Annotated in this window: 14 protein-coding genes; 8 read left to right on the top strand and 6 right to left on the bottom strand. The window is 64.8% G+C overall.

Annotated features, from left to right (window positions below):
- Positions 1-24: 24 nt before the first annotated feature.
- From JOE27_RS18795 to JOE27_RS18770, 6 genes are read right to left on the bottom strand one after another with little or no spacing between them, the layout of a single operon-like run.
- Positions 25-486 carry a chemotaxis protein CheW gene (locus JOE27_RS18795; protein WP_204919447.1) on the bottom strand — a complete coding sequence of 154 codons (462 nt, stop codon included), beginning with the start codon at positions 484-486 and terminating at the stop codon, positions 25-27.
- Entirely contained in the window at positions 479-5,362 is a 4,884-nt protein-coding gene (locus tag JOE27_RS18790) for an Hpt domain-containing protein (protein WP_204919444.1), read from the bottom strand. The genes JOE27_RS18795 and JOE27_RS18790 overlap by 8 nt, the downstream gene beginning before the upstream one ends.
- Before the next feature lie 9 nt (positions 5,363-5,371).
- Positions 5,372-7,396 (bottom strand): methyl-accepting chemotaxis protein, encoded by a 2,025-nt coding sequence (locus JOE27_RS18785; protein WP_239539541.1) that lies wholly within the window; start codon positions 7,394-7,396, stop codon positions 5,372-5,374.
- A 47-nt stretch (positions 7,397-7,443) separates the two neighbouring features.
- Complete coding sequence (locus JOE27_RS18780; RefSeq protein WP_046785027.1) at positions 7,444-7,998, bottom strand: chemotaxis protein CheW; 555 nt, start codon at positions 7,996-7,998, stop codon at positions 7,444-7,446.
- Positions 7,995-8,360, bottom strand: coding sequence for a twitching motility response regulator PilH (gene pilH, locus JOE27_RS18775; RefSeq protein ID WP_012312415.1), 366 nt, complete (start codon positions 8,358-8,360; stop codon positions 7,995-7,997). Before pilH ends, JOE27_RS18780 begins: the two co-directional genes overlap by 4 nt.
- A gap of 47 nt (positions 8,361-8,407) precedes the next feature.
- Positions 8,408-8,809, bottom strand: a complete 402-nt coding sequence (locus tag JOE27_RS18770) for a response regulator (RefSeq protein WP_039602038.1) — start codon at positions 8,807-8,809, stop codon at positions 8,408-8,410.
- 241 nt (positions 8,810-9,050) lie between these two features.
- Between JOE27_RS18770 and gshB the strand changes: the two genes are divergently transcribed.
- The 8 genes from gshB to hslV all read left to right on the top strand — a co-directional run bounded on the left by gshB (position 9,051) and on the right by hslV (position 15,746).
- Positions 9,051-10,004: a glutathione synthase gene (gshB, locus tag JOE27_RS18765; protein WP_039602037.1), complete on the top strand. Its 954-nt coding sequence runs from the start codon at positions 9,051-9,053 to the stop codon at positions 10,002-10,004.
- 145 nt (positions 10,005-10,149) lie between these two features.
- The gene (locus JOE27_RS18760; protein WP_204919440.1) at positions 10,150-11,052 is read left to right on the top strand and encodes an energy transducer TonB; all 903 of its coding nucleotides are present in this window, start codon (positions 10,150-10,152) and stop codon (positions 11,050-11,052) included.
- A 61-nt stretch (positions 11,053-11,113) separates the two neighbouring features.
- Positions 11,114-11,683 (top strand): YqgE/AlgH family protein, encoded by a 570-nt coding sequence (locus tag JOE27_RS18755; RefSeq protein ID WP_046785025.1) that lies wholly within the window; start codon positions 11,114-11,116, stop codon positions 11,681-11,683.
- Positions 11,683-12,108, top strand: coding sequence for a Holliday junction resolvase RuvX (gene ruvX / locus JOE27_RS18750; protein ID WP_012312410.1), 426 nt, complete (start codon positions 11,683-11,685; stop codon positions 12,106-12,108). The genes JOE27_RS18755 and ruvX overlap by 1 nt, the downstream gene beginning before the upstream one ends.
- Positions 12,109-12,157: 49 nt before the next feature.
- Entirely contained in the window at positions 12,158-12,676 is a 519-nt protein-coding gene (gene pyrR, locus JOE27_RS18745; RefSeq protein WP_046785024.1) for a bifunctional pyr operon transcriptional regulator/uracil phosphoribosyltransferase PyrR, read from the top strand.
- 13 nt (positions 12,677-12,689) lie between these two features.
- Positions 12,690-13,694: an aspartate carbamoyltransferase catalytic subunit gene (locus JOE27_RS18740; protein ID WP_012312408.1), complete on the top strand. Its 1,005-nt coding sequence runs from the start codon at positions 12,690-12,692 to the stop codon at positions 13,692-13,694.
- Positions 13,691-14,962 carry a dihydroorotase gene (locus JOE27_RS18735; RefSeq protein ID WP_046785023.1) on the top strand — a complete coding sequence of 424 codons (1,272 nt, stop codon included), beginning with the start codon at positions 13,691-13,693 and terminating at the stop codon, positions 14,960-14,962. The genes JOE27_RS18740 and JOE27_RS18735 overlap by 4 nt, the downstream gene beginning before the upstream one ends.
- Positions 14,963-15,215: 253 nt before the next feature.
- Positions 15,216-15,746: an ATP-dependent protease subunit HslV gene (gene hslV / locus JOE27_RS18730; RefSeq protein ID WP_012312406.1), complete on the top strand. Its 531-nt coding sequence runs from the start codon at positions 15,216-15,218 to the stop codon at positions 15,744-15,746.
- Positions 15,747-15,766: the final 20 nt, after the last annotated feature.

Below are 15,766 nucleotides of genomic sequence, written 5' to 3'. Positions count from 1 at the left end.
CAAGCTGCAAGCTTACAACTTCAGTCATTGCAACTGCGCGTCACGCACCAGCCTTTCCAGCCCAACCAAGTCTGGCACCCGTGCCACCTGCTCGCCCACCTGCACAGCCGCCAATTCCAGGCTACCCAGCGCCACATCCACATAATTGAGCTGGCTGTCGAGCTTGCACGAGCGTGGAATGTCCTGCAGCAACACCGCCAGATATCGCAGCCCGGTATCGCCCAAAGCGTTCAGCACCACGATACGCGCCCGCTCGCCGCAGGGAGTTTCATCACCGCACGCTGCCTCGAAGCCGATCAGCGGCAGGTGCTGCTGGCGCCAATCGATCCACCCCAGGTGCCAGGCCGGCTCGGCACGCTGGCACACCAGGTTGCGCTGGCCGATCAGCTCGGCCACCGCCACATTGGGCAACACCAGGGTTCGGTCGCCCAAGGGCAACAGCAGGCCGGTCAGGCTGCTGCGCTGGCCTGCGATCAACTCAAGCATGGGTTTGGCTCCAATGGGCGATACTCTGCAGCAGCACCGACTCCTGATACGGCTTGCCCAGGTAGTCGTTGACGCCGATGGCCATGGCCCGGTCGCGGTGTTTCTGCCCGGTGCGCGAGGTGATCATGATGATCGGCAGGTCTTTGAGGCGCTCGTCGCGACGAATGCGGGTGGCCACTTCAAAGCCATCCATGCGCGGCATTTCGATGTCCAGCAGCAACACATCCGGGCGGTGCTCCTCCAGCAACGCCATGGCATCGACACCGTCCTTGGCCGTCAGCACACTCATGCCATGGCGCTCCAGCAGGCGGCTGGTGACCTTGCGCACGGTCACCGAATCGTCCACCACCATCACCAGCGACGCCCGGCGCGGCGCCGGGCCGAACAGCGTACGCTGCACCCCGCTACCCCCCGGCAGCCGCGCCAGGCGACGCTGTTGGCCGCGCAACTGGCCAAGCAGATCAAGAATCAGTACCACCCGACCATCACCGAGCAGGGTCGCGCCAGACAACCCAGGCACGGCGGCGAACTGCGGGCCCAGGCTCTTCACCACAATCTCGCGGCTCGGCGACAGGCTATCGACCTGAATGGCGAACGACTGTTCCTGCGAATGCACCAGCAACACCGGCAATGGCACGCTCTGGCCCAGAAGGCTTGGCCGTGGCAGGCCTTGCAGCAGCTCGCCCAGGTAGCGCAAATCGTATTCATGGCCAGCATAGCCATAGCGCGGCACATCCCGCTGGTAACAGAGAGCCAGCTCGGCCGGCGGCACGCGCACGATACCTTCGATGGTGTTGAGCGGGATGGCATATTGCTCCTCACCCAGGTGGACCATCACCGCACGGTTGATCGACACGGTGAACGGCAGGCGAATCAGAAAGCGCGCACCTTTGCCCTGCGCCGACTCGATACTCATCGAGCCGCCCAGTTGCTTGACCTCTTCGTGCACCACGTCCATGCCCAGCCCACGCCCGGAAATCTGGGTGATCTTCTCTGCGGTGGAAAACCCCGGGCGCAAGATGAACTGCAGTATCTCGTGGTCGCTCAGGTGTGCCTGGGGGTCCAGCAGGCCACGCTTGATCGCCTTGCGCCGCACAGCCTCCAGCGGCACGCCGGCACCGTCGTCGGTCATCTCGATGACGATATCGGCCCCCTCATGGAGCAAATTCAGCTGGATGGTGCCCAGCTCAGGCTTGCCGGCAGCCAAGCGCGCTTCACGGGTTTCAAGGCCATGATCGACAGCATTGCGCAGCATGTGCTCCAAAGGTGCAACCATACGTTCGAGCACACTGCGATCAAGCTCACCTTCGGCATTGCCGACCACCAGTTCGACCTGCTTGCCCAACTCGCTGGCCACTTGGCGCACCACCCTCTGCAGGCGCGGCACCAGGCGCTCGAACGGCACCATCAACGTAGCGGTGAGGCCTTCCTGCAACTGGCTGTTCACCCTCGCCTGCTGCTGCAACAGGGCCTGCGCCTCCTGCGCGCGCTGGGCCAACGTCTCTTTCAGGTCAAGCAGGTCAGAAGCCGATTCGAACAACGCCCGTGACAATTGCTGCAGCTGGGAATGGCGGTCCATTTCCAGCGGGTCGAAATCCTCGTAGGCGTCCCCTTCGAACGGCTGACGGCTGCTGATTCGCCCTTGGGTTTCCATATCCAGGCGCAGCAACTGGTCGCGCATGCGCTCCAGGGTGGTTTCCATCTCGCTCAAGGCGAACTGGGCGTCATTGACCTGTTGCTCGATACGCCCACGGATGACCGAGTGCTCACCCGCCAGGTTGCCCAGGTCATCGAGCAGTTCGGCGTCCACCTTGACCAGGTCACCGGGGGCCCGCTCCGGCGTAGCGGCAGGTGCGTCGGCAGGTGCAGCCCCGGCCGGGGCCTGCCCGGCAGCGCTGTCGGTCAGGGCGGCGCTGCTGAAGTTGCGGATGTAGTCGATCAACGCGGTAGCCGCATGCAGCGGCTGCCCCAGGCGCACGGCGTCAAGCATGTGCGCCAGGCGGTCATGGCAGTTCTGCAACAGGGCGAACAACGGGGCACCAGGCGGCAAGCGCCCGGCAGCCAGCAGTTCGTACAAGAACTCCAGTTCGTGGGCCAGGTCGCCGATGGCGGCGATTTCCACCATGCGCGCCCCGCCCTTGAGCGTGTGCAAATCACGCAGCAGGTTGTCCACCTCGGCGCTGTTGCGCGGGTCGGCCTGCCAGCGCGCAAGCGCGGCGGCGGCACTTTCAACAATGTCAGAGCTTTCTTCGAGGAAGACTTCAAGCAGCTCCTTGTCGCCCGGGTTTTCGGCCTCTTCGGCCAACGCCGGGGGACCATCAAGGCGCGTGACCGACCCGGGTGCCACCAGGCCGGTAGCATCGGGTGCCAGTGCGTCGTCCAGCAAGCCACGCAAGCCGTCGATGCAGGCTGGGCGGGCGGACGGTTCCTGGCCGGCAGCGATCTCGTCGAGCATGTCGAGAAGTACCCCATGGGCTTGCCGTGCCTGGGCGAAGAAGCGTTCATCAGCAGCAAGGCTGCCCTCTTCCACCGCGCCATACAGGTCCAGCAACGCTTCGCAGACATCGTCCATCTGCCTCAGGTCGGCCAGGTGCGCACCGTGACAGAGGGTGGTCAGCTCATCGAGCAAGCTGTCCAGCGACTGGCGTTGCCCAGGCTGCTCCTGCCAGCGCGACAACAGGGCCTCGGCATCCAGCAGAATGTCCATCGACTGGGCGAGGAAGCTGGCGATCACCTGTGGATCACGCTTGCCCCGGCGCCCATGCTGCGGCTCCTCATGCAAGCTGGCCAAGCGCATGTCCACGGCCTCACCGACCTGCTCGATCAACTGCGCCGCGCCCGGAATGGGAGCCAGCGGGCTGCTGCCCAATTGCGCGAGGCCCAGGTGCAACAGTGCGCGCGCCGCTTCCAGCCATTCCAGTTCGGCCATTTGCAAAGGCAAGTGGTGGCCCCGGTATTCGCGTACCAGCCGGTCGAACGCGGTGGCCAGCTCGGCGATCGGCAAAACGCCGGCCATCGCAGCGCTACCCTTGAGGGTATGCAAGGCGCGTTGCAGGGTGTCGCTGACATCGGTGTCATGGCCCCCGGCGCCCTGCAGAAATGCCTCCAGGCTGGCCAGATGGCCCTGCACTTCATTGCGGAATATGTCCAGCAACAGCGGATCGAGGCCATCGATTTCGGCACCTGCCGGCGAATCGTTTTCCGCCAGCGCATGCAGATGGCTCGCCAGCTGCTCGATCTCGGTCACCTGTGGCATCTGGCCGGCGGCAAAGTCAGCCAGCAGGTCGGGCAAATGAACCACGACCTGCTGCAGGGCCACCACACCCTCCGGGGCCAGCGCCATACGCCCTTCCAGAACCCGGTTGAGCAGGTGCTCACCGCCCCAGGCCAATTCGGCGACCGCCTGGGCATGGACCATCCGGCCACTGCCTTTGAGCGTATGCAAGTCCCGGCGCACCTCCAGCAAGGCATCCCGCAGGCTGTTATCAGCGCGCCAGCGCAACCAGTGCCGCTCGATCTGTGGCAGCAGCTCGCCGGCCTCTTCAAGGAAAACCTCGCGCAACTCGTCATCAACCCCGTCGGTACTGCCGTCCTGGGCAATGACGCCAAGCGAGCATCGCACACCGAGCGCCGCCAGGCTGGCGCGCGCCCTGTCGAGGAAAGGTTGGGCATCGGCAAGAGGGTCGGCCACCCGCCATTGCAGGTAACACTCACTGGCGCTGAGGGCATCGGCCAGGTGGTCAAGCTCCTCCGGCGGCGGCTCGACGTCCAGGTGCTGCAACCAGCCGTGCACGTAACCTGCACAACCGGCCAAGACTTCGGCAGCTGCCGGCAGCATCAGCATCGCCAACGCCCCTCGCACTTGCTGCAGCAACCCCGGCAGTGGTTGCAGGCGCTGACGCGGCCAACCGGACTCCAGGCAATCTCCGATCAGGTCTTTGGCCTGCTGCAACACGTTCAGCGACTCGTTCAACACCAGTTGGCGAATCTCGGCCAGGTCCGAGCCGGGCAAGCCGCCCTGCCCGCCCTGCTCCAGCGGGCCGACCATGCCATTGAGGCTCGCCTCCACATACAACAAGGCGCCCGCCACATCCATGAGTGCGGCGTCATCCGCCACGCGTTCACCCTGGGCCAACGCCTGCAGGGCCAGTACCTGATCGATGATGACCCGCCGAGGCTGCTGAAAGCCCAGGACCGCAAGGGTATCGGCCACGTGACGCAAGGGGGCCAACAGGGCGTCCAGCTGTTCGCTGTGCTGACGATCCCCGCGTACGAACTGGTCCAGACGCTCCTTGATACGCATCAGGTCGTCGCACAATGCGCTGATCACCGAACGCAGGGCGTCACGCCCAGGCCCTGCCTGAACCTGCTCACGCCAATTGCCCAGCGACAGGTCTAGATTGGCCAGGTCGTCCGAGCCTGCAAAGCGCTGCGCCGCACCACTGACCAGGCTGCCTTGAGCCAAGGGCTCTACCCCCCTGCAAGCCCGCAACTGGTTAAGCAGCGGCAGCATGACCAACGGCAAGTCATGCCGCGCTCCGCGCAGCCGCTCCAGGTACGAGGGCAGTTGCTCAAGGCCGCGGAACAGCGGGCCCAGGCAGTCGCCGCGGGGGCTGACCTGGCCCTCGGCCAAGGCCCTGGCCAGCAACTCCAGCTCTTCGGCCAGGCGCGTGGCACCGCGCAGTTCGAGCATGCGCAGGCAGCCGTGAACCTGGTGCAGGTTATCCACCACGAACGCCAGCATGGACAAATCGTCCGTCTCCCCGGCAAAGCGCTCAAGGGCCTGGCGTGCCTGGCCCAGGCAATCGAGGATGGCCGCCTTGGTCCAGGCCAGGGCGACGGTATCGTGGCGCTCGGGGCTTACTGCTGCAGCCATCATGACTCCTCAGTGCCGCTCGGCAGGTGCAGGCAGGGTGAAACCGGACACGGAGCGGCGCATCTCGCTGGCCATTCGCGCCAGGTGGCGGATACTGTCGGCGGTGGCACCGGAGCCAGCGGAGGTCTGCGCGGTAATCTGCTGGATCACCGACATGGTGTGGGAGATCTGCCCTGCCGAAGAGGTCTGCAACTGGGCGGCGTCGGAGATGCTGTGGATAAGTTCGGCGAGGTTCTGCGACACCCCTTCGATTTCGGCCAGCGCCACCCCGGCGTCCTGCGCCAGGCGTGCACCGCGCACCACCTCAGCGGTGGTCTGTTCCATGGATATCACTGCCTCGTTGGTATCGGCCTGAATGGTGCGCACCAGTGCCTCGATCTGCCGTGTCGCCGAGGACGAACGCTCAGCCAGGCGCTGGACTTCATCGGCCACCACGGCAAACCCTCGGCCGGCCTCTCCCGCCAGCGAGGCCTGGATGGCGGCATTCAATGCGAGAATGTTGGTCTGATCAGCAATGTCGTCGATAAGGCTGACAATGTCGCCGATTTCCTGGGAAGATTCACCCAGACGCTTGATCCGCTTGGCGGTGTCCTGAATCTGCTCACGGATGTTGTCCATGCCGTTGATGGTGTTATGCACCACCTCGTTGCCCTTGTTGGCGATCGCCACCGAACGCTCGGCCACCTTGGCCGATTCGTAGGCATGCGCGGAAACCCGGTCGATCGATTCGACCATGTCACCCACCGCCTCGGAAGCCTCGCTGATCTGTTCGGCCTGGTGCTCTGAAGCTTTGGCCAGCTGGCGGGCAGTGTTTTGCGTGTCCTGCACTGCGGCAGCCACTTGCTCGGCGCTGTGGTTGATGGTGGCCACCAGGTCGCGCAATTGGTCGACGGAATAGTTGATCGAGTCGGCGATGGCACCGGTGAAGTCCTCGGTCACCGACACGGTCACGGTCAGGTCACCGTCGGCGAGCTCCTCGATCTCATCGAGCAGGCGCATGATCGCCTGCTGATTGCGCTCATTTTTCTCGGCGGTTTCCTGCAGTTGACGATGGGTTGCCCGCACCATCACCAGGCCGATCAGGATGATCGAGGCCAGCGCCAGCAGCCCCAGAACATACCCGCCCACAGTATCGAGGGTACGCCCGGCTGCCAGGTTCTCGAAGCCGTTGGCAAGGTGCGAGGCTTCGTCGAGCAATGTTTGCGAGAGGCTGAAAATGTTCCCGGCCGCTTCGCGAACGCGGAACAGCTCGGGCGAGGTTTCGAGGATTTCATCGACTGAACCGGCGACGAACTGGAACAGTTCGGCGATTTCGGCCAGGCGCGCACGTGCGTCGGCATCCTCGACGCGTGTCACCTGAATCGCCGGGTTGCCCGCCAGCATGCCTTCGAGCACCTGACCAAACCGGCTGGCATCGCGGCCGAAGGCATCGGCGGCCTGGGCGGCTGCGTCGTCGCCAGCCAGCACCGTGTTGACCGACCCCAGAATGCGTTCTGCGAGCAGCAACTGGCGCTGGGCCACCACCACCTGGCTGGCCGGAGCCCCACTCTGCAGCAAGACCTCCACAACCTTCTCGTACTCGACCTGTAGCTGCGGTACGGTTTCGGCCAAGGTCGCCGCCACCTGATGCAGCGATAGCACGGTCTGCTCGCTGGCCAGGATGATATCGGTGTCCTTGCGCAGGTTTTCCCAGTCCTGGCGCACCGCTTCCATTTCATCCTTCACGGCGGCGGGCGCCGCTGGCAGGCCAGTGGACTTGTCACCTTCGCGCAGGTAGCTCCAGCGCTGCTCGAAATCGTTGCGCGCATCCGAAAGCAGCTTGAAAGCCAACGCCTTGCCGGTTGCAGCCTCGGTGGCATTCTTGGCGATGCGCTGCGACAGCACGCGCAGCTCGCCGGCATGGCCGATGTACTGTTTGTCGTGATTGGACTGGGTGTTGAGGTACGCAAAATTGGCGAACAGCAGGATGATCGAAAGGATCAGCACCACGAACAGCACAGTGATCTGAGCGATGCTGCGCGTGCGCGGGGTCATGCTGGTAGGGGCGACATTGGTGGCCGGCTTGTTCACGTTCGAATGTCCTATAGCGCCACGTCGAGAAAGCCCGGCGCCTGGGCCAGGGCGAAGGGGCTGAAGATGGCCCAGTTGCGCTCACGCGGGAAATGCCCCTGAACGAACCGTGCAGCGGCGCGAATCAGCGGCTGTGGCGGCGCAAGTTCCAGGGTATCCAGGGCAAAATGCTGCAGGCCGAGCACTTCGTCCACCAGCAGGCCGACGAACAGGTCCTCATGGTCCAGCACCAGCACGCGCCGCTGCTTGCCCGTTGCCGCGGGACCGAGGCCGAAAAAGCTGCTCAGGTCCATCACCGGCAACAACCTGCCGCGCAGGTTGGCTACCCCGCAAACCCAAGGCTGTACGCCCGGCACCCGACTGCTGCGTGGCTCGCGCGACACTTCGGCCACCTCGCCCATCGGCGCGACGAACCACTGCCCGGCAACGCGAAAGCCGATACCGCTCCATTGCTGCAGGCGCGTGTCCTGCGGCGGCTGGTCGGCAACCAGCAGTCGGCATCGCCGGTCGATGTCCAGCAACAACTCGAAGGCGGTCAGCGACGCGCCTTGGGGGCGGGTGGTCAAGCGCCCAGCACTTCGTTGAGCTTTGCGATCAGGGCGTGCTCTTCCACCGGCTTGGTGACGAAGCCGCGCGCACCCTGGCGCTGCGCCCAGATACGGTCGGTTTCCTGGTCCTTGGTGGTAACGATGAGCACAGGAATTGCGCTGGTTTCCGGGTCCTTGCTCAATTGCCGGGTGGCCTGGAAGCCGTTCATGCCGGGCATGACGATGTCCATCAGCACCGCGTCGGGCTTTTCCTGGCGGGCCAGGGCCACAGCGTCAGCGCCGTTGTTGGCCTTGAGCACTTGGTGGCCATGCTTTTCGAGCCACTCGGTCAATCTGTACATCTCTGTCGGCGAATCGTCGACAATCAGAACTCGGGCCATGCTGTTTCCCCATCAGGAAAATAAAAGCCACGCCACCTCGGGCGTGGTCAGGGTGCGTGTTGTTCGTGCGCGGCGAACCCGGGCACGTGGGCCCTGATCGCGTCGAGCAGTTCTTCCTTGCTGAATGGTTTGGTCAGGAACTGATCGGAGCCGACCACCCGCCCGCGCGCCTTGTCGAACAGGCCGTCGCGCGACGACAGCAGGATGACCGGGATGTCCTTGAAGGCGCTGTTGTGCTTGATCACGGCGCAGGTCTGGTAGCCATCCAGGCGCGGCATGAGCACGTCGACGAAGATGATCTGTGGCTGGTGGTCAACGATCTTGGCCAGGGCATCGAAACCGTCGCTGGCGGTGATCACCTCGCAGCCTGCTTCACCGAGCAACATCTGCGCAGTGCGGCGGATCGTGCGTGAATCGTCGATCACCATCACCTTCAGGGGTTGTTCCATAGATGCCTACCAGAAAAAATTGAGCTGCAAGATGCAAGCGTCAAACTGCAAGAAAAGGCGGACTGGCACATGGCTGGCTTTTCTTGAGGCTTGTAGCTTAAGGCTTGCAGCTCATTTTTAGCACACTCCGGGTGGCCATTCCATCTACCGTGCCCCTTGACCCGCGGCGTTCGCGGCGCCACCCTGAGCCACTTTTCTTTCGATTCGTCGCGGCTACCCGCCGCCAAGAGGAACCACCCCCATGAGCGTTCGCCTCGGCATTGTCATGGACCCCATCGCGTCCATCTCCTACAAGAAGGACAGCTCGCTGGCCATGCTGCTGGCCGCCCAGGCCCGTGGCTGGAGCCTGTTCTACATGGAACAGCGCGACCTGTACCAGGCCGAAGGCAAGGCCCGCGCGCGGATGCGCCCACTCAATGTGTTCGCCGACCCGGCGCGCTGGTTCGAGCTGGGCGAAGAGCAGGACAGCCCGCTGGCCGAACTGGACGTGATCCTGATGCGCAAGGACCCGCCGTTCGACATGGAGTTCGTCTACAGCACCTACCTGCTGGAGCAGGCCGAAGCCGAAGGCGTGCTGGTGGTCAACCGCCCACAGAGCCTGCGCGACTGTAACGAAAAACTGTTCGCCACCCTGTTCCCGCAATGCACGCCGCCTACCCTGGTGAGCCGCCGCCCGGACATCATTCGCGCCTTCGCCGCCCAGCATGGCGACGTGATCCTCAAGCCCCTGGACGGCATGGGCGGCACCTCGATCTTCCGCCACCGGGCTGGTGACCCCAACCTGTCGGTCATTCTCGAAACCCTGACCGCACTCGGCGCCCAGCAAATCATGGCCCAGGCCTACCTGCCGGCCATCAAGGACGGCGACAAGCGGATCCTGATGATCGACGGCGAACCGGTCGACTACTGCCTGGCGCGCATCCCGGCCAGCGGTGAGACACGCGGCAACCTGGCCGCAGGCGGGCGTGGCGAAGCACGCCCGCTGAGCGAGCGTGACCGCTGGATTGCTGCCCAGGTCGGCCCGACCCTGCGTGCAAAAGGCCTGCTGTTCGTCGGCCTTGACGTGATCGGCGACTACCTCACCGAGATCAACGTCACCAGCCCGACCTGCATCCGCGAGATCGACGCGGCCTACAACACCGATATCGGTGGCAAGCTGATGGATGCCATTGATCGCCAGTTGAAGGCGCGCTGACCGCCGACGCGGAGCAAAAGCGCAGAGTGGGGTATGATGCGCAGCCGCAAGCTGCAAGCTGCAAGCCGCAAAAAAGCCGGCCTGCACCAACCTGCCCTTACTTGCAGCTTGCGGCTTGTAGCTTGTAGCTGACTGTGGATACCTGATGACGCTGCCCGCCGACATCCCCGCCGACCTGCTTCCACCCCGCGTTCGCCCGGTGGACCGGCTTGGTTTTACCCTGTTCCTGGCTGCCCTGGTGCACCTGGCGCTGATCCTCGGCGTGGGCTTTACCGTGGTCAAGCCGGCTGAAATCCGCCAGACCATGGACATCACCCTGGCCACCTTCAAAAGCGAGAAGCTGCCCGAGAAGGCCGATTTCCAGGCCCAGGCCAACCAGCAAGGCAGCGGCACCCTGGAGAAGAAGGCGGTACCCACCACTACCGAGGTCGCGCCGTTCCAGGACAGCAAGATCAACAAGGTCACCCCGCCGCCGGCGGCAAAACCTGAAGTGAAACCGCCGCCTGCGCCGCAAAAATCCGCCGTGGCCACCCAAGCCCCCAAGGCGCAGAAGGTCGAGCCCAAGCCGAAGGAAAGCAAGCCGCAGCCCAAACCGGCAGCAACGCCAGATTTCGACAGTTCGCAGTTGTCGAGCCAGATCGCCAGCCTCGAGGCCGAGCTGTCCAACGAACAGCAGATGTACGCCAAGCGCCCGCGCATCCACCGCCTGAACGCTGCCTCGACCATGCGCGACAAGGGCGCCTGGTACAAGGAGGAGTGGCGCAAGAAGGTCGAGCGGGTGGGCAACCTCAATTACCCCGACGAAGCACGCCGCCAGCAGATTTACGGCAACCTGCGGATGATGGTGTCGATCAACCGTGATGGCTCGCTCTATGAGGTGCTGGTGCTCGAGTCGTCCGGGCAGCCGGTGCTGGACCAGGCAGCCCAACGCATCGTGCGGCTGGCGGCGCCGTTTGCGCCGTTTACCGGAGACCTGGCGGAATACGACCGGCTGGAAATCATCCGTACCTGGCGGTTTGCCCGTGGGGATCGGCTTTCCAGTAACTGAGCTGCAAGCTGCAAGCTCGAATGCCTTGTCAGCCTCGCCACCTGGCGCCACACTATCCCCCATGAAAAACCTCGCCCCGAGCTACCTCAAGCATCAGTTCCTGATCGCCATGCCGCACATGGCCGATCCGAACTTTGCCCAGACCCTCACGTACATCGTCGAGCACAACGCCAATGGGGCCATGGGCCTGGTGGTCAATCGACCTCAGGAGCTGAACCTGGCGGACATTCTCGAGCAGTTGCGCCCGGACGAGGAACCGCCGGCCAGCACCCTGCAGGTGCCGATCTACCAGGGCGGCCCGGTGCAGACCGACCGCGGCTTCGTACTGCACAGCAGCGAATGCAGCTACCAGGCCACTGTCGAGCTGCAAGGCCTGTCGCTGTCCACCTCGCAGGATGTGCTGTTCGCCATCGCCGAGGGTGTAGGGCCACAAAAGAGCCTGATCACCCTGGGCTATGCCGGCTGGGAAGCCGGGCAACTGGAGGCGGAACTCGCCGATAACGCCTGGCTGAACTGCCCGTTCGATGCGGACATCATTTTTGGCCTGGCCAGTGAACAGCGCCTGGGGGCCGCAGCCGCCAGCCTGGGCATCAACCTCAGCCTGCTGACCAGCCAGGCGGGCCACGCCTGATGGCCGAGCTGCGCCTGCTGCTGGGCTTCGACTACGGCAGCAAACAGATCGGTGTGGCCGTCGGCCAGGTAGTGACCGGCCAGGCACGTGAACTGTGTACGCTCAAAGCGCAGAATGGCGTGCCGGACTGGGCCCAGGTGGAAAAACTGATCAATGAGTGGAAGCCCGATGCCATCGTTGTCGGCCTGCCATTGAACATGGACGGCACGCCAAGCGAAATGAGCGCCCGCGCCGAAAAGTTCGCCCGCCGCCTCAACGGCCGTTTCAACCTGCCGGTGCACACCCACGACGAACGCCTGACCACTTTCGAGGCCAAGGGCGAGCGCATGGCCCGCGGCGGCCAGCGCGGCAGTTACCGTGACAACCCGGTCGATGCCATCGCCGCGGCCCTGCTGCTGCAAGGCTGGCTGGAGGCCAATACCTAATTTTCCGCTTTGCCGTCGGCCCAACCCGGCGCCCTCCAGGAGACACGCAATGAGCCTACCCAATCCCGCCGATCTGATCCGGCAGATGGCTGTCGACCTTCGCGCCCATCTCGCCCGCCGCGGCATCACCGAGCCGCGTTACATCGGCATCCGCACCGGCGGCGTCTGGGTAGCCCAGGCCCTGCAGCAGGAACTGGCCGATGCCAGCCCGCTGGGCACCCTGGACGTGTCGTTCTACCGCGACGATTTCAGCCAGAACGGCCTGCACCCTCAAGTGCGCCCGTCAGAGCTGCCGTTCGAGGTCGAAGGCCAGCACCTGGTCCTGATCGACGACGTGCTGATGAGCGGCCGCACCATTCGCGCCGCGCTCAACGAACTGTTCGATTACGGCCGCCCGGCCAGCGTGACCCTGGTCTGCCTGCTTGACCTGGACGCCGGCGAACTGCCGATCCGCCCCAACGTGCTGGGTGCCACCCTGTCGCTGGCGGCCCATGAACGGGTAAAATTGACCGGCCCCGCACCGCTCGCACTCGAGCGCCAGGACCTCGCCACCGCTTCCGCCCTTTAAGAGTCCACTCGCGATGACGCCAATCGACGCCAAGCGCCCGCTGCAGCTCAATGATCAGGGCCAGCTGCGCCACTTTCTCTCGCTCGACGGTTTGCCCCGCGAACTGCTCACCGAGATCCTCGACACCGCCGACTCGTTCCTCGAAGTCGGCGCACGGGCCGTCAAGAAAGTCCCGTTGCTGCGCGGCAAGACCGTGTGCAACGTGTTCTTCGAGAACTCGACCCGCACCCGCACCACCTTCGAACTGGCCGCCCAGCGCCTGTCGGCCGACGTGATCAGCCTGAATGTGTCGACCTCCTCGACCAGCAAGGGCGAAACCCTGTTCGACACCCTGCGCAACCTCGAAGCCATGGCCGCCGACATGTTCGTCGTGCGCCACTCCGACTCGGGTGCCGCGCACTTCATCGCCGAGCATGTATGCCCGGATGTCGCGGTGATCAACGGCGGTGACGGCCGCCATGCGCACCCGACCCAAGGCATGCTCGACATGCTGACCATCCGCCGCCACAAAGGCAGCTTCGAGAACCTGTCCGTGGCGATCGTCGGCGATATCCTGCACTCGCGTGTGGCCCGCTCCGACATGCTCGCGCTCAAGGCGCTGGGCTGCCCGGACATCCGCGTGATCGGCCCGAAAACCCTGATCCCGATCGGTATCGAGCAGTACGGCGTGAAGGTCTACACCGACCTCACAGAAGGCCTGAAGGACGTCGATGTGGTGATCATGCTGCGCCTGCAGCGTGAACGCATGGCCGGCGGCCTGCTGCCCAGCGAGGGTGAGTTCTACCGCCTGTTCGGCCTGACCACCGCGCGCCTTGCTGGCGCCAAGCCGGACGCCATCGTCATGCACCCGGGGCCGATCAACCGCGGCGTGGAGATCGAGTCGGCGGTGGCCGACGGTAAGCATTCGGTGATCCTCAACCAGGTCACCTACGGCATCGCCGTGCGCATGGCGGTGCTGTCCATGGCCATGAGCGGGCAGAACACGCAACGTCAACTCGACCAGGAGAACGCCCAGTGACCCTCAGCATTCTTGGCGCCCGGGTCATCGACCCCAAGAGTGGCCTGGACCACGTCACCGACCTGCACCTGGACGGTGGCCGCATTGCCGCCATCGGCGCGGCCCCGGCTGGCTTCAGCGCCAGCCGTACAATCCAGGCAGATGGCCTGATCGCCGCACCCGGCCTGGTCGACCTCGGTGTATCGCTGCGCGAGCCGGGTTACAGCCGCAAGGGCACCATTGCCAGTGAAACCCGCGCCGCCGTGGCCGGAGGCGTCACCAGCCTGTGCTGCCCACCGCAGACCAAGCCGGTGCTCGATACCTCGGCAGTGGCCGAGCTGATCCTCGACCGCGCCCGCGAAGCCGGCAACAGCAAGGTCTACCCCATCGGCGCCCTGACCAAGGGCCTGGAAGGCGAGCAACTGGCCGAACTGGTCGCCCTGCGTGACACCGGTTGCGTAGCCTTCGGCAACGGCCTGAAAGAAATCCCCAACAACCGTACCCTGGCCCGTGCCCTGGAATACGCTGCCACCTTCGACCTGACCGTGGTCTTCCACTCCCAGGACCGCGACCTGGCCCAGGGCGGCCTGGCCCATGAAGGCGCGATGGCCAGTTTCCTCGGCCTGCCCGGCATTCCGGAAACCGCAGAGACCGTGGCCCTGGCGCGCAACCTGCTGCTGGTCGAGCAGGCCGGCGTACGTGCGCACTTCACCCAGATCACCAGCGCCCGTGGCGCGCGGCTGATCGCCCAGGCCCAACAACTCGGCCTGCCAGTGACCGCCGATGTGGCGTTGTACCAGCTGATCCTCACCGACGAGTCGCTGCGGGAGTTCTCAAGCCTCTACCACGTGCAGCCGCCACTGCGTAGCGCCGCCGACCGCGATGGCCTGCGCGAAGCGGTCAGATCGGGCGTGATCCAGGCGATCTCCAGCCATCACCAGCCGCACGAGCGCGATGCCAAGCTGGCCCCGTTCGGTGCCACCGAGCCCGGTATCAGCAGCGTCGAACTGCTGCTGCCATTGGCCATGACGCTGGTGGAAGACGGCCTGCTCGACCTGCCGACCCTGCTCGCCCGCCTGACCAGCGGCCCGGCGGCCGCCATGCGCCTGCCGGCGGGTGAACTGAAGGTCGGTGGCTCGGCGGACCTGGTGCTGTTCGATGCCAAGGCCTCGACGGTTGCCGGCGAGCAGTGGTACTCGCGCGGCGACAACTGCCCGTTCATCGGCCACTGCCTGCCCGGCGCGGTGCGTTACACCGTGGTCGACGGGCACGTCTGCCACGAGGGCTGAGTAAGCACACCGCTCGCTGTAGGAGCGGCCTTGTGTCGCGAAAGGGGTGCGAAGCAGCCCCGGGAATTTCCGAATAGTGCCGGGATCTTGGGGCCGCTTTGCGGCCCTTTCGCGACACAAGGCCGCTCCTACAGCGACCGCGCCCCGCACAGGCTGATAGCAACCATTCATCCCCCTCGGTTGAAATCCTTCCCCCCACCCCCATATGAGTCTGCATCAGGCAATTTTGCCCCGCTGCGTGGAGACTCTCCCCTTGACCACCATCGTTTCTGTCCGCCGTCACGGCAAAGTCGTCATGGGCGGCGACGGCCAGGTATCTCTCGGCAACACCGTCATGAAAGGCAACGCCAAAAAGGTACGTCGCCTGTACAACGGTGAGGTCATCGCCGGTTTCGCCGGCGCCACCGCCGACGCGTTCACCCTGTTCGAGCGCTTCGAAGCCCAACTGCAGAAACACTCCGGCCATTTGGTGCGGGCCGCCGTCGAGCTGGCCAAAGAATGGCGTACCGACCGCTCCCTGAGCCGCCTGGAGGCCATGCTGGCCGTGGCCAACAAGGACGCATCGCTGATCATCACCGGCAACGGTGACGTGGTCGAGCCAGAAGACGGCCTGATCGCCATGGGCTCCGGCGGCGCCTACGCCCAGGCCGCGGCCCGCGCCCTGCTGAACAAGACTGACCTCTCGGCCCGCGAAATCGCCGAAACCGCACTGAACATCGCCGGAGACATCTGCGTGTTCACCAACCACAACCTGACCATCGAGGAGCAGGACCTGGCCGAGTGATCAGCTGTTCTGGCGCCCCG

The organism is Pseudomonas sp. M5 (assembly GCF_016907075.1).
GTDB lineage: Bacteria > Pseudomonadota > Gammaproteobacteria > Pseudomonadales > Pseudomonadaceae > Aquipseudomonas > Aquipseudomonas putida_E.
The sequence above is the reverse complement of the archived record's forward strand: the minus strand, read 5'-3'. Positions and strand labels throughout refer to the sequence as shown.